The following is a 19,266-nucleotide window of genomic DNA, read 5'->3' on the forward strand; positions in this document are numbered from 1 at the left end:
GCAGGTGCACACTATCAGTTGAACAAGCTGTAGAAGAATAGACGGATGCTATCCCACACGCGTCGGAAGATACCACCTTCGTCGACGGCGTCCAGAGCGATCAGGTCGGCGCTGTGCACCACTTTGTCGTCCAGCTTCACTTCGACTTTACCGATGACGTCGCCCTTGGCGATCGGTGCGACCAGTTGCGGGTTCATGGTCATGCTGGCAACGAGCTTCTTGAGCTGGCCTTTAGGCATGGTCAGGGTCAGGTCTTCAGCCAGGCCGGCCTTGACTTGATGGGTCGCGCCTTTCCATACAGGGGCTTGAGCCAGCTCGGTGCCTTTCTGGTAGAAGGTCTGGGTTTCGAAGAAACGGAAACCATAGGTCAGCAGCTTCTGCGTCTCGGCCGCACGGGCCTGCTCGCTGTTGGTACCGAACACCACGGCAATCAGGCGCTGACCGTCACGGACAGCAGACGACACCATGCAGTAGCCGGCTTCTTCGGTGTGGCCGGTTTTCAGACCGTCGACGGTCTTGTCACGCCACAGCAACAGGTTGCGGTTAGGCTGCTTGATGTTGTTCCAGTAGAACTCTTTCTGGGAGTAGATCGCGTAGTGCACCGGGTCGATGCGGATGATCGCGCGCGCCAGGATCGCCATGTCGTGAGCCGACGAGTAGTGCTCCGGGTTCGGCAGACCCGTCGGGTTCATGAAGTGGCTGTTGGTCATGCCCAGGTCAGTCACGGTTTTGTTCATCATGTCGGCGAACGCGTCTTCGCTGCCGGCGATGTGCTCGGACAGGGCCACGCTGGCGTCGTTACCGGACTGGATGATGATGCCGTGCAGCAGGTCGCTCACGGTAACCTGCGAGCCCACCTTGATGAACATCCGCGAACCGCCGGTACGCCAGGCGTTTTCGCTGACGGTCACCGGATCGTTTTCACCGATCTGGCCGCGACGGATTTCCAGGGTCGCGATGTAGGCGGTCATCAGCTTGGTCAGGCTGGCTGGGGGCAGGCGCTGGTCACCATTGTTCTCCACCAGCACGTTGCCGCTGGCGGCGTCCATGAGGACCCAGGCCTTGGCAGCCAGTTGCGGGGAAGCCGGCACCATTTCAACCGCCCAGGCGGCCGGGGTGATGATCAGCGAAAGAAGCAGGCACGTGCGTTTGGCTAAGGTGGTGATGTTCATCCGTCTCTCGAAATTGCTTATGGAAACTTGCCCTCGCGGGCAAAACTATTCAGACAGCCCGTCGCCAGACTGTCGCGTGTTCGGTTGTACGCCCACCCCTTGCCCCTGGGTTTTTATTGTTCAACGAGCCAACAACCAAGGCTCAAACCCGCATGCGAGCCTGAACCATCAATCCTTTGTACTGCTTATTCGGCGGTGACCACGCTGGGTTGCCCCAGGTTGGCCATGCGCACACTGTTCTGCACTTGTGCCACTTCGCCAGGCGTTCCGATCGGGCCCATGCGCACACGGTGCAGGGTCTGCTGGTTACGCACAATAGAGCTGATAAACACCGGCGCGTTGACCATCCCGCTGAGCTTGGACCTTAACAGTTCTGCCGCGTCCGGGTTGGCGAAAGCGCCAACTTGCAGGTATTGCCCGCCCGCGGTAGACGCGCCCGGTGCTGCGCGCGGTATGACGACCGTGTCCGGAGCGTGCTGCGCCGGCGGCGGCGTCCATTGCTCGATCTTGCCGGCCGATGCGGTGACTTGCGGTTGCGGGGTTTGCGGCTCGTTGAGCATCAACGGTGCTGGCTTGCCACGCTCGGCCCAGTACTGGGCCGGGTCGATACCTTCAACCTTCACCCGCGCCGTACCGATCTCGGCATACCCGAGTTTCTTCGCGGCGGCGTAGGACAGATCGATGATCCGGTCCGAATAGAACGGCCCGCGGTCATTGACCCGCAGGATCACCGTGCGGTTGTTGTCCAGGTTGGTCACCCGAACATAACTGGGCAGCGGCAGGGTCTTGTGGGCCGCGCTCATGCCGTACAGGTCATACACTTCGCCGTTGGCGGTGTTCTGGCCATGGAACTTGGTCCCGTACCAGGAGGCCGTGCCCGTTTGAACGTAGGTTTTGGAGTCTTGCAGCGGGAAATAGTTTTTGCCCAACACGGTATAGGGGTTGGCCTTGTAAGGACCGGTGTGCAGGGTTGGCGTGGCATCCGGGATTTTCGAAACATCCACATCCCACCACGGCGCGCCGTCTTTGTGGGCACGGTTGATGTCCAGGCCCGGCTGCGAGCGGATGGCCGTACCACCGGACTTTTGCACAGGTGCGCGACTGGTGGAACAACTGACCACCAATAACGACAATGCGGCGTATGCCACCAGCTTCAGGGGTTTGTACATCGGTGATACCGGCATTACTTGACGCCCCGTGCTTGGACCAGCATGTCTGACAGCTGATGCACGGCCATGGCGTACATCACACTGCGGTTATAACGCGTGATTGCGTAGAAATTCTTCAGGCCCATCCAGTATTCCGGGCCGTTCTCGCCTTCGAGGCGGAACGCCGTAACCGACATGTCATCGCGTGGCGCATTCTGACTCGACCAGCCCAGCGCCCGCAACTCCCCGACGGTCTTGACGGGCTCGATACCTTGGGTCAGGCCCTCGTCGGCACGGTCACCGGTCACCTCGGCGCGGATCACCACCGGCTCACCGGCTACCCAGCCGTGACGCTTGAAGTAGCTGGCAACGCTGCCGATGGCATCGTCGGGGTTGCTCCAGATATTGATATGGCCGTCGCCGTCGAAATCCACGGCATACGCGCGAAAGCTGCTGGGCATGAACTGTGGCAAACCCATGGCTCCGGCGTAGGAACCCTTGAGGGTCAGCGGGTCGACCTGCTCTTCACGGGCCAACAGCAGGAACTCGCGCAGTTCCTTGCGGAAGAATTCGGCGCGCGGCGGGTAATCGAAGCCCAGGGTCGACAGTGCGTCGATCACCCGGTAGCTGCCGGTGTTGCGGCCGTAGAAGGTTTCGATGCCGATAATTGCCACGATCACCTGGGCCGGAACCCCGTACTCCTGCTCGGCGCGGGCCAGCACGGCTTCGTGCTGGCGCCAGAAGTCCACGCCACGCGCCACGCGGGCGTCGGTCAGGAACATCGGGCGATATTCCTTCCACTGCTTCACGCGCTCGGCGGGCCGGGAGATGGCGTCAAGGATCGCTTGCTTGCGCTGGGCCTCGCGGAACACGCCCATCAGCTGTTCACCGGCGAAACCATAGTCGCGGGTCATCTCACCGACAAACTCGGCAACCTGGGGCGAACCGTCGTAGTCGCCGGCCTGCGCTTCCTGCACAGTGGCTCCCAACAGGCCCAACAGGCCCATCCAGGACACGTGCCGAGCCGCCCAGCCGCGCATTACTTGCATTGACATCTTCACCTTATTCAAACCTGTGCGATCCACTTACGATGGGTATGGATCGACATCAAAACCCCAAACGCTGACAGCAATGTCACCAGCGAAGTTCCGCCGTAGCTAATGAACGGCAACGGCACCCCAACCACCGGCAACAGGCCACTGACCATACCGATGTTGACGAAAACGTAAACAAAAAACGTCATGGTGAGGCTGCCGGCGAGCAATTTGCCGAACAGCGTCTGCGCCTGGGCGGTAATCACCAGGCCACGACCGATCAGCAGCAAGTAGATCAGCAACAGCGCGCAAATGCCCACCAGGCCGAACTCCTCCCCCAGCACCGCGATGATAAAGTCGGTGTGGCTTTCCGGCAAAAAGTCCAGGTGCGACTGGGTGCCCAGCAGCCAGCCCTTGCCGAATACGCCGCCGGAACCGATGGCGGCCTTGGACTGGATGATGTTCCAGCCCGTGCCGAGCGGGTCGCTCTCCGGGTCGAGGAACGTCAGGATTCGCTGCTTCTGGTAGTCGTGCATGAAGAAGAACCACATCGCCACGGCCACCGGTACGGCAGCCGCCAGCACGCTGAGGATCCAGCGCCAGCGCAGGCCGCCCATGAACAGCACGAACGCACCGCCCGCGAGGATCAGCAGCGAGGTGCCCAGGTCGGGCTGGCGCACAATCAGGATAAACGGCACGCCGATCAATATCAGGCTGATCCCCACGTGCTTGAGCTGGGGCGGCAGTGTGCGTTTTGACAGGTACCAGGCGATGGTCGCCGGCATCAGGATCTTCATGAATTCCGACGGCTGGAAGCGAATCACCCCCGGGATGTTGATCCAGCGGGTGGCGCCCATGGCGTTGTGCCCCATGACGTCCACCACCACCAGCAACAACACGCCGGCGACATAACCCAGCGGCACCCAGCGCGCCATGAACCTCGGCTCCAACTGGGCGATCACCACCATCGACAACAGGCCCAGGCCAAACGAGGACGCCTGCTTGATCAGCAGGTCCCAGTTTTTGCCACTGGCCGAATACAGGACGAACAGGCTGCCGGCCGCCAGGGTCAGCAGCAGGATCAACAACGGGCCATCAATGTGCATGCGCTGCAGCAGGGTGGCGCGACGGCGCATCACATCCTCGCTGGAGAGGATGCGATCAAAATTACTCTTCACTGGCCGTAGCCTCCACGCTGGATGGGGTGCCGCCATACTCGGGTTTGAGCCGGCCGTCTTCGGCCAGCAACCAGGCGTCCATCACCTGGCGTACCACGGGCGCAGCCACGCCGGAGCCGGACTCGCCGTTCTCGACCATCACCGCCACGGTGATTTTCGGGTTGTCGGCCGGGGCAAAGCCGACGAACAAGGCGTGGTCGCGGTGACGCTCCTGAACTTTGGATCGGTCGTATTTTTCGCCCTGCTTGATCGCGACCACCTGGGCGGTACCGCTCTTGCCGGCAATCCGGTACTGCGCGCCCACTGCGGCTTTGCGCGCAGTGCCCCGGGCACCGTGCATCACTTGCTGCATGCCATGGTTGACCTTGGTCCAGTCGGACGGGTCGCGCAGGACAATGTCCGGGATCGGGTTTTCATCCAGCGGGCGCTCGCCCTCGATGGTCTTGGCCAGGTGCGGGCGGTTCCATACACCCTTGTTGGCCACCAGCGCCGTGGCCTGGGCCAACTGCAGCGGCGTGGCCTGCATATAGCCCTGGCCGATCCCCAGGATCAGGGTTTCGCCCGGGAACCACGCCTGCCGGCGCGTCGCGCGCTTCCACTCGCGGGACGGCATCAGGCCCGGGGACTCCTCGAACATGTCCAGGGAGACTTTCTGACCGAGGCCGAACTTGCCCATGTAGGCCGACAGCCGATCAATCCCCAGCTTGTGGGCTAGGTCATAAAAGTAGGTGTCGTTGGAACGCATGATCGCCGTGTCCAAATCCACATAGCCGTCGCCGGTGCGGTTCCAGTTACGGTATTTGTGATCGTAGTTGGGCAGCATGTAGTAGCCGGGGTCGAACACGCGGCTCGACGCCGTGATCACACCCGAGTCCAGGCCGGCGATCGCCACCGCCGGCTTGATGGTCGAGCCGGGTGGATACAGGCCGCGCAGAACACGGTTGAACAACGGCCGGTCAATCGAATCGCGCAACTCGGCGTAGGCCTTGAAGCTGATCCCGGTGACAAACAGGTTCGGATCGAAACTCGGCTGGCTGACCATTGCCAGCACTTCGCCGTTATTCGGGTCCAGCGCCACCACCGCACCACGGCGACCGCCCAGGGCCATCTCTGCCGCTTCCTGCAACTTGATGTCCAGGCTCAGCACGATGTCCTTGCCGGGAACCGGGTCGGTGCGCTTGAGCACCCGCAACACGCGACCACGGGCGTTGGTCTCGACTTCCTCGTAACCCACCTGCCCGTGCAGTTCCGCCTCGTAGAAACGCTCGATGCCGGTCTTGCCGATATGGTGGGTGCCGCTGTAGTTGACCGGGTCGAGGGTCTTGAGCTCTTTCTCGTTGATCCGCCCCATGTAGCCAACCGAATGCGCGAAGTGCGCCCCTTGCGGGTAATGGCGCACCAACTGCGCCACCACTTCCACACCCGGCAGCCGGAACTGGTTCACCGCGATGCGGGCGATCTGCTCTTCGCTCAGCTCGAACAGGATCGGCACCGGCTCAAATGGCCGGCGCCCCTGCTTCATGCGTTTTTCGAAGATCACCCGGTCTTCCGGCGTCAGTTGCAGCACGTCAACGATCACATCGAGGATTTGCTGCCAGTCGCCGGAGCGCTCACGGGTCATGCTCAGGCTGAAGCTGGGCCGGTTATCCGCTACCACCACGCCATTGCGGTCGAAAATCAGCCCACGGGTCGGAGGAATCGGCTGCACGTGCACCCGGTTGTTTTCCGACAACGTGGAGTGATAGTCGTACTGGATCACCTGCAGGAAATACAGGCGGGCAATCAGCACCGCAAACAGCACCGACACCATGATCGCGCCAAATACCACTCGAGCGCGTACCAGACGTGCGTCTTTCTCGTGGTCCTTGATGCGGATCGGCTGGGTCATCGGGAAAGGCGCAGATTATTTGTGGTAAGGGTGCCCGGACAGAACTGTCCAGGCGCGATACAGCTGTTCACCGATCAGGATTCTTACCAGCGGGTGCGGCAGTGTCAGGGGCGACAGCGACCAGCGCTGGTCCGCCCGTGCGCACACTTCCGGCGCCAGCCCTTCGGGGCCGCCCACCATGAAGTTCACCGTGCGCGAATCCAGGCGCCAGCGGTCCAGTTCCACCGCCAACTGCTCGGTGCTCCAGGGCTTGCCGTGCACTTCGAGGGTCACGATCCGCTCATTGGGGCCAACCTTGGCCAACATGGCTTCGCCTTCCTGACGGATAAAGCGGGCCACATCGGCATTCTTGCCCCGGGTATTGAGCGGTATTTCCACCAGTTCCAGCGCCAATTCGGATGGCAGGCGCTTGGCATATTCATGCCAGCCTTCTTCCACCCACTTGGGCATGCGTGAACCGACAGCGATCAGACGCAGGCGCACAGCCGTTCCTTATTCCTGGTCTTTGTTGAGCTTGTCGAAGTGCGCGTGGCCGACTTCAGGGCTGTGGTGCTTGCCATCAGCGGCACGGCTCTGCTCGGCGCCTTTCCACAGACGCTCCAGGTCGTAGAACTGGCGGGCGTTGCTGGTCATCATGTGAACGATCACGTCATCCATGTCCAGCAGCACCCAGTCGCTGTCGCCCTTGCCTTCTTCACCCAATGGCTTGACGCCCTGGGCTTTGACCGCTTCGCGAACCTTGTCCAGCATCGCGCCGATCTGGCGGTTGGAGGTACCGGTGGCGATGATCATGAAGTCGGTGATGCTCTGCTTGTCGCGCACGTCCAGGACTTGAATGTCCTGGGCCTTCACGTCTTCCAGGGCAGCCACGGCAACCTTGACCAGCTCTTCGCCGGCCAGCTCAGGGCCGGTGTGGGCTTCTACTGGCAGAGGAGCGCTCTTGAACGTGCCTTTGCGCTTAACTTTGCTTACGTCTTTGTTCGTCATATAAAACTCGTTTTGCTCGTATGTTCGGGCGCTCGCTGCACGAATGTTCGTGCGTTCAAGCGCGCCTTTTCAGTTCGACGCACGGTAAAGTCCGTGCGCATCGATGTAGGCCAGGACCGCGTCAGGCACCAGGAAACGTACCGACTTCCCGCTGGCCAGCAGTTGACGGATCTGGGTGGCAGACACCGCAAGCGGGGTTTGCCAGACGAATGCAATATTCCCGCTCGGCCCGGTCAGGGCCAATGGGTCACTTACCGACCGCGCTGCCAGCAGGTTGCGCAAGGCATCCGGCGATTCTGCGTCGGCATCCGGGCGTTGCAGCACCAGGATGTGGCAATGCTGGAGCAACTCTTCCCAGCGGTGCCAAGTGGGCAGGCCGCAAAATGCGTCCCAGCCCAAAAGTAGAAATAACTGGTCGTCTGCGGCCAGCTCGGCCCGCATCAGTTCCAGGGTGTCGACAGTGTAGGACGGTTTGTCGCGCTTGAGTTCGCGGTCGTCCACCACCAGCGGTGCAATGCCGGCCACCGCGAGGCGGACCATCTCCAGGCGCTGCTGCGCAGACACCTGCGGCGTGTCGCGATGAGGCGGCCGGGCATTCGGTGCCAGGCGCAGTTCATCCAGCCCGAGGGCGTCCGCGACTTCCAGTGCACTGCGCAAATGGCCGATGTGCACGGGGTCGAAGGTGCCGCCGAGCAGCCCGATGCGTTTACCCATCAAGTGCGCACATGACCGTCACCGAACACCACGTACTTCTCGCTGGTCAGCCCTTCCAGGCCAACCGGGCCGCGTGCGTGGAGCTTGTCGGTGGAGATACCGATCTCCGCCCCCAGGCCGTACTCGAAGCCGTCGGCAAAACGCGTCGAGGCGTTGACCATCACCGAAGCGGAATCCACTTCGTTGAGGAAACGCCGGGCATCGCTGAAATGCTCGGTGACAATGGCGTCGGTGTGCTTGGAGCCGTATTTATTGATGTGCTCGATGGCCTGGTCCAGGTCGTCGACAATGCGGATCGACAGGATCGGCGCCGTGTACTCGGTGTACCAGTCCTGCTCGGTGGCTTCGATCACGTCGCTGCCGAGGATCGCCCGGGTACGCTCGCAACCACGCAGCTCAACGCCCTTGTCGCGGTAGATGGCGGCCAGCGGCGGCAGCACGCGCTCGGCAATGCCGGCGTGCACCAGCAGGGTTTCCATGGTGTTGCACGGGGCGTAGCGGTGGGTCTTGGCGTTGTCGGCGATGCGGATCGCCTTGTCGAGGTCGGCGGCGACGTCGATGAACACGTGGCAGACGCCGTCCAGGTGCTTGATAACCGGCACCTTGGCATCACGGCTCACGCGCTCGATCAGGCTCTTGCCGCCGCGCGGTACGATCACATCGACGAACTCAGGCATGGTGATCAGTGCGCCGACGGCGGCGCGGTCGGTGGTTTCCACCACTTGCACCACTTCGGCCGGCAGCTCGGCCACGGCCAGGCCCTGCTGAATGCACGCGGCGATGGCACGGTTGGAATTGATGGCCTCGGAGCCGCCCCGCAGGATGGTGGCGTTGCCGGACTTGAGGCACAGGCTCGCGGCGTCGATGGTCACGTTCGGGCGCGACTCATAAATGATGCCGATCACGCCCAGGGGCACACGCATCTTGCCGACCTGAATGCCGGACGGCAGGTAGCGCATGTCGCGGATTTCACCGATGGGGTCAGGCAGCTTGGCCACCTGACGCAAGCCTTCGATCATGTCGTCGATGCGTGCCGGCGTCAGCGCCAGGCGATCGAGCAGTGCAGGCTCCAGACCATTAGCCCGGCCGTTGGCCAGATCTTGCTCGTTGGCGGCGGTCAACTCGGAGCGCGAGGCATCCAGAGCATCCGCGGCGGCCAGCAACGCACGGTTCTTCTGCGCGGTGCTCGCACGGGCGATCAACCGCGAAGCCTGACGGGCAGCGCGACCCAGGCGGGTCATGTAGTCAAGAACGGACTCAGTCATGGTCGGGTGGGGTCTTGGCAAAGAGGAAAGCGGCAGATTATAGCTGTGACGCCGTCCTACGGACAGCGGTGAGGGGCGGATGGTCGAAATGAACTGTAAAAACCCGACGTTCAGCGGGAATTAAGGCTGGAGTTGTTATCATCCTGTCACATTTAGCCGTATTACCTTCGATCGCCATGTCCAGTTTTGCGCCCTTGATCCCTGCCAACGCCCTGCCCGACGGCTTTTTCGACCGCGACGCGCAACTGCTCGCGCGGGATTTGTTGGGAAAAGTCATCCGTCATCGCGTGGGCGATTTGTGGCTGTCGGCGCGAATTATCGAAACCGAAGCCTATTACCTGGCGGAAAAAGGCAGCCACGCGTCCCTGGGCTACACAGAAAAGCGCAAGGCTTTGTTTCTGGATGGCGGCCACATCTATATGTACTACGCCCGCGGCGGCGATTCGCTGAACTTCAGCGCCCAGGGTCCAGGCAATGCGGTGCTGATCAAATCGGCCTATCCCTGGGTCGATGATGTATCCGGCCCGGCCAGCCTGGCGCAGATGCTGTTGAATAACCCGGACGCCAGCGGCCGGCCGCGCGCCTCGCAAAAGCTGTGTGCCGGCCAGACGCTACTGTGCAAGGCCTTGGGGCTGAAGGTGCCGATGTGGGATGCCAAACGCTTTGACCAGGAACTGCTCTATGTCGAAGACGTGGGCCTGGCGCCGACGCAGATCATCCAGACCACCCGCCTGGGCATCCCCGGCGGACGCGATGAACACCTGATGTACCGTTTCGTCGATGCCGGTTACGCGCCGTATTGCACGCGGAACCCGCTGCGCCGGGGCCAGGTCGAAGGCCGCGACTATTTTTTGATTTGAAACACACTAGCCCTCTGCAGGAGCGAGCTTGCTCGTGAAAAACCTGAGAGCGCCGCGTTAAACCAGAAAGCCCGCGTTATCGTTAACGACCTTCGCGAGCAAGCTCGCTCCTACAGTGGGGGCAGCATTCACAAAGGGAGTTTGTTTTTATGGGCCCATGGCTCGATGGCATTACCGGCTGGCTGACCCTGAACCCGCAATGGCTGGCCGTGGCGGTGTTTATCGTGGCGTGCGTGGAGTGCCTGGCGATTGCCGGGCTGATCGTACCGGGCACGGTGTTGCTGTTCGCCATCGCTGCGCTGGCGGGCAGCGGCGCATTATCCCTCGGGGAAACCCTGTTGCTGGGCTTCCTCGGCGGCGTGCTGGGCGATGTTGTTTCCTACTTCCTCGGCCGTCACTTCCACCAGAACATCCGGCGCCTTCCTGGCTTGCGGCATCACCCTGAATGGATGAGCGGCGCCGAGGCTTACTTCCAGAAGTACGGCATCGCCAGTTTGTTGGTGGGACGCTTCATTGGCCCGTTGCGGCCGATGTTACCGATGGTCGCAGGCATGTGCGACATGCCCTTCCCGCGCTTTGCGGCCGTGAGCCTGCTGGCCGGCGCGGGCTGGTCGGTGGTGTATCTGCTGCCAGGCTGGGCCACCGGCGCCGCCTTCCGCCTGCCACTGCCCGAAGGGTTCTGGCCGGAGGCCGGGATTGTCGCCGCCTGCCTGGCGGTGCTGATCGGCGTGAGCCTGAATAGCAGCCTGCGCGGCCACCGGCGTGCCACGCTGTGGATTGGCTGCATGGGCGGCACGCTGCTGATCGCGCTGTTTATCGGCTACCGCTACCTCAACGACTTTGACCAAGGCCTGATGGCCCTGGTGCAGGAACACCGCGGCCCGGCGATCGACCGGGCGATGGTGATGGTGACCCAGCTCGGTGAGTTCAAGAAAATGTTCGTCGCCAGCGCCGTGTTGACCGGCCTTTTGGTCGTGGCCAGGCAGTGGCGCCAGGCAATCTTTGTCGGCGCCACCCTGCTGGGCGCCGCGTTGATCAACACCGGCACCAAGTTGTTTTTTGCGCGGATGCGCCCGGAAGTGCTGACCGACCCGCTCACCAGCTTCAGCATGCCCAGCGGCCATGCGTCCGGCTCGTTTGCGTTCTTCCTGGCGCTGGCAGTGCTGGCCGGCCGTGGTCAACCGACCCGCCTGCGCTTGACGTGGCTGGTGCTGGGTTGCATCCCCGCCGCCACCATCGCCGTGTCCCGGGTGTACCTGGGCGCCCACTGGCCCACGGACATCCTGGCGGGCACCCTGCTGGCGATGACGGTTTGCGCGTTCAGCCTGCACTTCAGCCAGCACCGCAGCCTGCTGCCGCCGATGCCGCCGAGAGTCTGGTGGCTGATCTTGCCGGTGTGTGGCGCCGTGCTCGGGGCCATAGCGTTTACCGGTACGTCCCACGCACTGCTCAGGTACGCCTACTGAGCGGGCCCCAGCCAGTCGACCGGCGCGGCAACCCGCTCAACGCTGCGCTCGCGCCGCTCCAAGAGCATCTCGTCAGCGATATCTGCGGCGCGTTCGGCGATGTACTCCGCGCCACGCCCGTCGTCCAAATGAAGTATCTGTGTGGTGATGGCGATAAAAAAACCATCCCACACCATCTGCTCCGATTGCGAAAGCCGAATCATCCGTTTCCCCTGATCCTCGTTACGTGATTGCCCACTATTTCAGGCAACGGGATCAGGACAACGACGACAAATCCGAAGATCGTGAAGGTTAATTCCGGACAGCCGGATCAGGTGAACAACTCGCCCTGCAGCTCATCCAGCAGTAGCTGGATCGCATCCAGCCGTTGCTGCGGGTCATCGAGTTGCAACAGGTCGATCTTGTCGGCCTCGGTGAAGGGCAGCAGGTACGCCAGCTGATTGCCCAAGGCTTGCTGGCCATCGGCATGGGTACCCATGTCCAGGGAGGCCACCATCGGGTGCTCCGCCAGGGCGTGGAGCAGCGCCAGCAAATCGGCGTCTTCCTCCTCCAGCGGTTGCTCGGGGTGCTCGTGCAGCCACTGCACCTCGGCCACCAGCAGCTGGTCCTTTTGCACACCGGCGTCGCGCACCCGGAAACGCCGGCCGCCCTCGACCCGAATCCCCAGCAGGCCATTGTCCTGCTGCTTGAAATCGCGAATCAGCGCTTCGCAGCCAATCAACGCGTAGCCATCCGGGGCCAGCCCGACCTCGTTGCCGTCGAGGATGCACACCACGCCAAAGCTTTCGCCCTTTTTCATGCAGCGGCTGATCATGTCCAGGTAGCGCGCCTCGAACAGTTGCAGGTCGAGGGTGCACCCGGGGAACAGCACGGTATTGAGCGGGAAAAGCGCCAGACTCATAAAGGTTTCCTTAAACCCGACTTAACTAACCAGCGACACGGCCAACGGCAGGAACACCGCCGTGGCCACGCCCATCAAACTCATGGCCAGCGCCGCAAAGGCGCCGGTTTCTTCGCTTTCCTGCAGGGCCACCGACGTGCCCACGGCGTGGGCGGTCATGCCCAGCGCCATACCCCGGGCCTCGGGGCTGTGCACCCCCAGGCGCGACAAGTACGCCGGCCCGATCATCGCGCCAATCACCCCGGTGATCAGCACAAACACCGCCGCCAATGCCGCCACGCCACCGATCTGCTCGGCCACCAGCATCGCAATCGGCGATGTCACCGACTTGGGCGCCATGGTCATCAGCATCATGTGTTCGGCGCCAAACCACCAGCCCAACAGCACGCACAGGCCGGTAGCCAATACGCCTCCCACCATCAGCGTAGTAAAAATCGGCCAGAACAATTGGCGAATCCGTCGCAGATTCAGGTAAAGCGGCACCGCCAGGGCCACCGTCGCCGGGCCCAGCAGGATGCTCATGATCTCGGTGCTTTTGCGGTACTCGACGTAGGTCAGGCCGCACCCGAGCAACACGCCGATCACCAGCAGCATCGACACCAGCACCGGCTGCAGGAATATCCAGCGGGTTTTCTCGAAACCGGCCAGCACCAGTTGATAGGCGCCCAGGGTAATGCCGATGCCGAACAAGGGGTGGTGAATCACGGCGGCCCAGGCGCCCTGCCAATCCACGGTCATTGGCCCTCCTCCCGCTGCGCCTGACGCTTGACCAGTTTTTGCATCAACACGCCGACAAAACCCATGGCGACCACCAGCGACAGCACCAATGCGCCGACGATGGCCCAGAAGTCGGCGGCAATGTCCTTGGCATACACCATCACACCGACCGCCGGCGGCACCAGCAGCAACGGCAAATAGCGCAGCAGACTGCTGGCCGCCAGGCTCAGGGGCTCACCGACTTCGCCGCGCCATATCAAGAATGCCAGCATCAGCAGCAGGCCAATAATCGGCCCCGGCAACACCGGGACAAACAAATGATTGAGCGCCGTGCCGAGCAATTGAAACAGCACCAGCCATGTCAGACCGCGTAACAGCATCCGTTCTCCCCCCTTAAAGCGTGCCGGCATTATAAGCACGCCGCCTCTATGGAGCGGCATTCGCCAAAAGCATGGTGGGTTGACCGTACCAAGTGCCCGTGATGATCTACATTGGTTCTCTGGACCTGTCCAAACCTACACACTGATGAACCAAGGAGAGTCGCAATGCCCTCAGTACCCGTAGCGCAACTCAAGGATTATGTCGGCAAGGAACTGGGACGTTCCGCATGGCTCACCATCGACCAGGAACGCATCAACCTGTTCGCAGAAGCCACCGGCGATTTTCAGTTCATCCACGTCGACCCGGTGAAAGCCGCCCAGACGCCATTCGGCGGCACCATCGCCCACGGTTTCCTGTCGCTGTCACTGATTCCCAAGCTGATCGAAGACATTCTGATCATGCCCGAGGGCCTGAAGATGGCCGTCAACTATGGCCTGGACAGCGTGCGTTTCATCCAGCCGGTGAAGGTTGACTCCAGGGTGCGCCTGGCCGTGACCCTGACCGACGCCACCGAGAAAAAACCCGGCCAATGGCTGCTTAAAGCCACCTGCACCCTGGAAATCGACGGCCAGGAAAAACCTGCGTACATAGCCGAGTCGCTGTCACTCTGCTTCGTCTGAGCCTTGCCGTGGTGAGCCCGCCTGCTCACCACATTTCATGTAAATTTATGTATAGATCTCGCAGCTGCGGCATACTCGGCGCTCAATTATCCGGATCCCGCTATGCGCCCACTCGCTCCCCTTGCTCTTGTCCTGTTGCTCACCGCGTGCGGCGACGGCGAATCGCTGTTGCCGCCCGATGCACGGCTGCCCGATGGCGGTCGTTACCGTGGCGATGTGGTCAATGGCTTGCTGCAAGGCCAGGGTCGGGTGGATTACCCCAACGGCAGCTGGTACGCCGGCCAGTTCGATAAAGGCCAGTGGCACGGCCAGGGCGAATGGCACGGCAGCAACGGCGAGGTCTATAAAGGCCGCTTCCAGCAAGGCCTGTTCGATGGCCAGGGCAGCCTGACCACCGCGGGCAATAGCTACGTCGGTGGTTTTAAACAAGGCAAACGCAACGGCGAAGGCACCCTCAAAGAAGGGCAGATGACCTATCGCGGCGAATTCAAGGACGACCAGTACTCCGGCCTCGGCCGCCTCGAACTGGCCGACGGCAGCCAGTACCAGGGCCAGTTCGCCCACGGCAAACCCAACGGCGAAGGCCAGCGCAACGACGACAGCGGCAACCAGTTCAGCGGTCGCTTCGTCGATGGCCAACTGGAAGGCAACGGCACCTTCAACAGCGCCGAAGGCGACATGTACATCGGCCATTTCAAACAGAACCAACTCAACGGCAAGGGCCGTTATGAAAACGCCGACGGCGACGTGTGGATCGGCGAATTCAAGGAAGGCGCCCTCAGCGGAAAAGGCGAACTGATCGGCGTCGACGGCAGCCACTACGTGGGCCAATTCGTCGACTGGCGCTTCACGGGCACGGGCCGCCTGAACCTCACCGACGGCAGCTTCTATATCGGCGGCTTCGACAGTGACAGTTACCAAGGCCGCGGCACCCTGGTGCTTACCGACGGCACCGTGCAGGCCGGCACCTGGGTGAACGGCATGCGCGTGCGCGACGCCGATGGCAAATTGTTGCCAGACCCGCTGGAGATCGGCCTGTTTGCCCAGGGCCGCTTGCTGGATGCCGCCCTCGCCGCCGTGCCCGCCTCCAAATCCGGGGTAGAGCTGTACACCCTGGTGGTGGCCGGCGACGGCAAACAAAGCGTGTTCCTGCGTGAGGCCGACTACGTCAGCAACATGCTCGCCACCCGCTTCGGCGCTTATGGCCAGATCCGCCTGGTGAACCACCGCGACCACATCGCCGACCGCCCCATGGCCACCCGCGAAAGCCTGCGCCGCGCGGTCCAGACCCTGGCCGAACGCAGTGGCCCGCAAGACCTGGTGTTTATCTACCTGACCAGCCACGGCACCCACGAACACGAACTGGTGCTCGACCAACCGCGCATGGAGCTGGCCGACCTGCCGGCCGATGAGCTGGCCGCCGTGCTGGCACCGCTGAAAAACCGCGACAAGATCATCGTGATTTCGGCCTGCTATTCCGGTGGTTTCATTCCAGCCCTGAAAGACGAGCACACCCTGATCATGACCGCCTCGCGGGCCGACCGCGTGTCGTTCGGCTGCTCCGAAGAGGCCGACTTCACCTACTTCGGCGACGCCCTCTTCGCCCAGGCCTTCAACCAGACCGACGATTTGCAGCAAGCCTTCAAACTGGCGCAAACCCACGTGGCCGAACGGGAACAGGCGGACAACTTCGAAGCCTCCGAACCGCAGATCTGGGCCCCCAAGGGCGTGATTGCCCACTGGCAACTATTACGCAAACAGCAGGCACGAAAAGCGCTGGAAAGCGTCTCAATGAATAGCAAGGAAGCCAAGAGCAACTAAGCTGAAACTGTACCAAGGGGGAAACATCATGTACCTGACGCCTCAGCATATCTTGCTCGCCGGTGCCTCCGGCCTGACCGGGGAGCACCTGCTGGACCGCCTGCTCAACGAACCGACCGTGACCCGGGTGCTCGCACCGAGCCGCAAGCCGTTGGCCGAGCATCCGCACCTGGAAAACCCGGTAGGCGACCCGGCGGTATTCCTGCCGCAGCTCAGCGGCCAAGTGGACATCGCCTTCTGCTGCCTGGGCACCACCATCAAGCAGGCCGGCTCCGAAGCCGCCTTCCGCGCCGTGGACCTGGACATGGTGGTGGCCTTCGCCAAGCGGGCACGGGAAATGGGCGCCCGGCACCTGATCGTGATCAGCGCGATTGGCGCCGACCCGAAATCCTCGATCTTCTACAACCGGGTCAAGGGCGAGATGGAACAGGCACTGAAGGCTCAGGACTGGCCACAACTGACCATCGTCCGACCTTCGCTGTTGCTGGGTGAGCGGCTGGAGCCACGGCTGGCCGAGCAACTGGCCGGGCCATTGTCGCGCCTGATTCCGGGCAAGTACCACGGTATTGAAGTGTGTGAACTGGCGCGGGCGATGTGGCGCCTGGCGCTGGAAGAGCAGGATGGGATACGGGTGGTGGAGTCGGATGAGCTGCGCAAGCTCGGCAAGTAGTTTTGCTGTGAGCCAGCTGGCCTCATCGCGGGCAAGCCCGGCTCCCACATTGACCGCGCTGTCATGGTGAGTACCGTCTCATGTGGGAGCTGGCTTGCCTGCGATGAGGCCGTCACAGGCGCCGACCCTTTCAGCTCCTACAGCCCGCCCGTCGCGTTAAACCCAACCCCCAACACCGTCAGCACCGACAGCGGCAACAGCAGCGTGTCGAGCAAGGCACTGGCCGGCAGGTCCACATGGGGATAGCTCGGCGCCTCGGCCCCAAAGCGGTCCATCGCGCAGCACCCGCCCTGAATCGCATACATATCCAGGCGGGTCCCGGCATACACCACCGGCGCCCCGGGTTGTGCCGCGTCCAGGGTGCGCGCCGTGGCACACCCACCCAGTTGCAGCGCAACCAGCACCATCAATAGCTTATTCATCACTGCTCAAATGGTGTTCGCCCCAGCGCGGCAGCATGTCTTGAGGGATATTCAGCAGATTCAGAATCCGCGCCACCACAAAATCCACCAGGTCATCGATGGTTTGCGGCTGGTGATAAAAACCCGGCGACGCGGGCAAGATGGTCACGCCCATATTCGACAGCTTGAGCATGTGCTCCAGGTGAATGCTCGAATACGGCGCCTCGCGCGGCACCAGGATCAACTGGCGGCGCTCCTTCAAGGTCACGTCTGCGGCACGTTCAATCAGGTTGTTGCAAGCACCCGTTGCAATCGCCGACAAGGTCCCGGTGGAACACGGCACCACCACCATCGCCGCCGGCGCGCCGGAGCCCGAGGCCACCGGCGACATCCAGTCTTCCTTGCCATACACCTTGATCTGCCCCGCCGCCGCACCGGTGTACTCGGTGAGGAAGGCCTGCATCATCTGCACCTTGGGCGGCAACGCGACATCGGTCTCGGTGGCCAGCACCAGTTGCGCGGCCTTGGAGATCAGGAAATGCACCTCACGGTCTTCGCGCACCAGGCAGTCCAGCAAACGCAAGCCATAGGGCGCGCCAGACGCGCCGGTCATCGCCAGGGTGACGCGTTCCGGGCCGCTCACTTCAGGGCCTCGGCGAGTTTGCCGTGCAGGCCGCCGAAGCCGCCGTTGCTCATGATCACCACGTGGGCGCCGGGCTTGGCCTGGTGTTTCACGTGCTCAATGATCCCTTCCAGAGCGTCGCAGCAAATCGACGGTACGGTGCACAGCGCCGCGATGGCAGGCAGGTCCCAGCCAAGGTTGGCCGGCGCATACCACACCACCTGGTCGGCATCGTTGACGCTTTCCGGCAAGCCATCACGGTGGGCGCCCAGCTTCATGGAGTTGGAGCGTGGCTCGATTATCGCGATCACCTGGGCGTCCCCCACGCGCTTGCGCAGGCCATCCAGGGTGGTCGCGATGGCCGTCGGGTGGTGGGCAAAGTCGTCGTAGATGGTAATCCCATTCACTTCGGCGACCTTTTCCATACGGCGCTTGACGCTCTTGAACGCGCTCAAGGCGGCGATGCCCATGGACGGCACCACGCCAACATGCCGTGCGGCCGCCAGGGTGACCAAGGCGTTGGCGACGTTGTGCTGGCCGGTCATGTCCCACTCGACGATGCCTTGGGCAACGCCTTCAAACAGCACTTCAAATGTGGAGCCGTCTTCGCTCAGCAGCTTGACCTGCCACTGCCCGCCCGCGCCGGTGGTTTGCACCGGGGTCCAGCAGCCCATCTCGATCACGCGCTGCAACGCCGGTTCGGTGGTGGGGTGAATCACCAGGCCTTCGCTCGGAATGGTGCGTACCAAGTGGTGGAATTGCCGCTCGATGGCCGGCAAATCGGGGAAGATGTCGGCGTGATCGAACTCCAGGTTGTTCAGGATCGCCGTGCGCGGGCGGTAGTGAACGAACTTGGAGCGCTTGTCGAAGAACGCGCTGTCGTACTCATCCGCTTCGATGACAAAAAACGGCGTGTCACCGAGGCGCGCCGACACCGAGAAGTTCTGCGGCACACCGCCGATCAGGAAGCCCGGGCTCATGCCCGCATGCTCCAGCACCCAGGCCAGCATGCTGCTGGTGGTGGTCTTGCCATGAGTGCCGGCAACCGCCAGCACCCAACGGCCCTGCAGCACATGATCGGCCAGCCATTGCGGGCCAGACACGTAGGGCAAGCCTTTATTCAGGACGTACTCGACCGCCGGGTTGCCACGCACCATGGCATTGCCGATCACCACCAGGTCCGGGACCGGGTCGAATTGCGCCGGGTCGTAACCCTGGGTCAGCTCAATGCCCTGGGCCTGCAGTTGCGTGCTCATGGGCGGGTAAACGTTGGCATCGGAGCCAGTAACATGATGGCCCAGCTCTTTGGCCAACACCGCCATTGAGCCCATGAACGTGCCGCAAATACCGAGAATATGAATGTGCATAGTCGACCTCGTAAAACATCGAGGCAGGTTAGCGTAGGGTGGGGAAAATCGCAC

Annotated in this window: 21 protein-coding genes; 5 read left to right on the forward strand and 16 right to left on the reverse strand. The window is 62.4% G+C overall.

All coding sequences use genetic code 11. The features are described from left to right. Positions 1-14 precede the first annotated feature (14 nt). The 9 genes from HX855_RS06775 to HX855_RS06815 form a co-directional block, all read right to left on the reverse strand. Complete coding sequence (locus HX855_RS06775) at positions 15-1,172, reverse strand: D-alanyl-D-alanine carboxypeptidase family protein (protein ID WP_177082805.1); 1,158 nt, start codon at positions 1,170-1,172, stop codon at positions 15-17. A gap of 185 nt (positions 1,173-1,357) precedes the next feature. Next, positions 1,358-2,356, reverse strand: coding sequence for a septal ring lytic transglycosylase RlpA family protein (locus HX855_RS06780; RefSeq protein ID WP_177082807.1), 999 nt, complete (start codon positions 2,354-2,356; stop codon positions 1,358-1,360). Beyond that, positions 2,356-3,369: a lytic murein transglycosylase B gene (gene mltB, locus HX855_RS06785; RefSeq protein ID WP_177082809.1), complete on the reverse strand. Its 1,014-nt coding sequence runs from the start codon at positions 3,367-3,369 to the stop codon at positions 2,356-2,358. Before mltB ends, HX855_RS06780 begins: the two co-directional genes overlap by 1 nt. Before the next feature lie 17 nt (positions 3,370-3,386). Next, on the reverse strand, positions 3,387-4,490 hold the full coding sequence (gene rodA, locus HX855_RS06790) for a rod shape-determining protein RodA (RefSeq protein WP_163003192.1): 1,104 nt from the start codon (positions 4,488-4,490) through the stop codon (positions 3,387-3,389). A gap of 31 nt (positions 4,491-4,521) precedes the next feature. Continuing rightward, entirely contained in the window at positions 4,522-6,420 is a 1,899-nt protein-coding gene (mrdA, locus tag HX855_RS06795) for a penicillin-binding protein 2 (protein WP_177082811.1), read from the reverse strand. A gap of 15 nt (positions 6,421-6,435) precedes the next feature. After that, complete coding sequence (gene rlmH / locus HX855_RS06800; protein ID WP_003185785.1) at positions 6,436-6,903, reverse strand: 23S rRNA (pseudouridine(1915)-N(3))-methyltransferase RlmH; 468 nt, start codon at positions 6,901-6,903, stop codon at positions 6,436-6,438. A 9-nt stretch (positions 6,904-6,912) separates the two neighbouring features. After that, a complete protein-coding gene (gene rsfS / locus HX855_RS06805; RefSeq protein WP_003215432.1) occupies positions 6,913-7,407 on the reverse strand; it encodes a ribosome silencing factor in 495 nt (164 codons plus the stop codon). A gap of 69 nt (positions 7,408-7,476) precedes the next feature. Then, positions 7,477-8,121: a nicotinate-nucleotide adenylyltransferase gene (nadD, locus tag HX855_RS06810; protein WP_003215431.1), complete on the reverse strand. Its 645-nt coding sequence runs from the start codon at positions 8,119-8,121 to the stop codon at positions 7,477-7,479. After that, a complete protein-coding gene (locus HX855_RS06815) occupies positions 8,121-9,386 on the reverse strand; it encodes a glutamate-5-semialdehyde dehydrogenase (protein WP_177082813.1) in 1,266 nt (421 codons plus the stop codon). Before HX855_RS06815 ends, nadD begins: the two co-directional genes overlap by 1 nt. 176 nt (positions 9,387-9,562) lie before the next feature. Between HX855_RS06815 and HX855_RS06820 the strand changes: the two genes are divergently transcribed. Together HX855_RS06820 and HX855_RS06825 are read left to right on the forward strand one after the other, a co-directional pair. Beyond that, on the forward strand, positions 9,563-10,246 hold the full coding sequence (locus HX855_RS06820; RefSeq protein WP_177082815.1) for a DNA-3-methyladenine glycosylase: 684 nt from the start codon (positions 9,563-9,565) through the stop codon (positions 10,244-10,246). Between the two features lie 149 nt (positions 10,247-10,395). Further along, positions 10,396-11,712, forward strand: a complete 1,317-nt coding sequence (locus tag HX855_RS06825; protein WP_177082817.1) for a bifunctional DedA family/phosphatase PAP2 family protein — start codon at positions 10,396-10,398, stop codon at positions 11,710-11,712. On the opposite strand, the gene HX855_RS06830 is transcribed toward HX855_RS06825, so the two are convergent. The 4 genes from HX855_RS06830 to HX855_RS06845 all read right to left on the reverse strand — a co-directional run bounded on the left by HX855_RS06830 (position 11,706) and on the right by HX855_RS06845 (position 13,710). Next, entirely contained in the window at positions 11,706-11,915 is a 210-nt protein-coding gene (locus HX855_RS06830) for a hypothetical protein (protein ID WP_177082818.1), read from the reverse strand. The two genes, HX855_RS06825 and HX855_RS06830, sit on opposite strands and share 7 nt — an antisense overlap. Before the next feature lie 107 nt (positions 11,916-12,022). Further along, entirely contained in the window at positions 12,023-12,613 is a 591-nt protein-coding gene (locus HX855_RS06835; protein WP_177082820.1) for an LON peptidase substrate-binding domain-containing protein, read from the reverse strand. A gap of 21 nt (positions 12,614-12,634) precedes the next feature. Continuing rightward, complete coding sequence (locus HX855_RS06840; RefSeq protein WP_177082822.1) at positions 12,635-13,351, reverse strand: LrgB family protein; 717 nt, start codon at positions 13,349-13,351, stop codon at positions 12,635-12,637. Further along, on the reverse strand, positions 13,348-13,710 hold the full coding sequence (locus tag HX855_RS06845; protein ID WP_177082824.1) for a CidA/LrgA family protein: 363 nt from the start codon (positions 13,708-13,710) through the stop codon (positions 13,348-13,350). The genes HX855_RS06840 and HX855_RS06845 overlap by 4 nt, the downstream gene beginning before the upstream one ends. A gap of 165 nt (positions 13,711-13,875) precedes the next feature. On the opposite strand from HX855_RS06845, the gene HX855_RS06850 reads away from it, so the two are divergent. The 3 genes from HX855_RS06850 to HX855_RS06860 all read left to right on the forward strand — a co-directional run bounded on the left by HX855_RS06850 (position 13,876) and on the right by HX855_RS06860 (position 16,822). Beyond that, positions 13,876-14,331, forward strand: coding sequence for a MaoC family dehydratase (locus HX855_RS06850; RefSeq protein ID WP_010174760.1), 456 nt, complete (start codon positions 13,876-13,878; stop codon positions 14,329-14,331). Positions 14,332-14,433: 102 nt separating this feature from the next. After that, entirely contained in the window at positions 14,434-16,152 is a 1,719-nt protein-coding gene (locus HX855_RS06855) for a C13 family peptidase (protein ID WP_177082826.1), read from the forward strand. Between the two features lie 28 nt (positions 16,153-16,180). Continuing rightward, positions 16,181-16,822: an oxidoreductase gene (locus HX855_RS06860; protein WP_177082828.1), complete on the forward strand. Its 642-nt coding sequence runs from the start codon at positions 16,181-16,183 to the stop codon at positions 16,820-16,822. A 137-nt stretch (positions 16,823-16,959) separates the two neighbouring features. On the opposite strand, the gene HX855_RS06865 is transcribed toward HX855_RS06860, so the two are convergent. From HX855_RS06865 to mpl, 3 genes are read right to left on the reverse strand one after another with little or no spacing between them, the layout of a single operon-like run. After that, complete coding sequence (locus HX855_RS06865) at positions 16,960-17,244, reverse strand: YceK/YidQ family lipoprotein (RefSeq protein WP_177082830.1); 285 nt, start codon at positions 17,242-17,244, stop codon at positions 16,960-16,962. Beyond that, the gene (gene ubiX, locus HX855_RS06870; protein ID WP_003219402.1) at positions 17,237-17,866 is read right to left on the reverse strand and encodes a flavin prenyltransferase UbiX; all 630 of its coding nucleotides are present in this window, start codon (positions 17,864-17,866) and stop codon (positions 17,237-17,239) included. Before ubiX ends, HX855_RS06865 begins: the two co-directional genes overlap by 8 nt. Next, complete coding sequence (gene mpl, locus HX855_RS06875) at positions 17,863-19,212, reverse strand: UDP-N-acetylmuramate:L-alanyl-gamma-D-glutamyl-meso-diaminopimelate ligase (protein ID WP_177082832.1); 1,350 nt, start codon at positions 19,210-19,212, stop codon at positions 17,863-17,865. Before mpl ends, ubiX begins: the two co-directional genes overlap by 4 nt. Positions 19,213-19,266 lie beyond the last annotated feature (54 nt).

The sequence above is a fragment of the Pseudomonas sp. IPO3778 genome (assembly GCF_013386825.1).
GTDB lineage: Bacteria > Pseudomonadota > Gammaproteobacteria > Pseudomonadales > Pseudomonadaceae > Aquipseudomonas.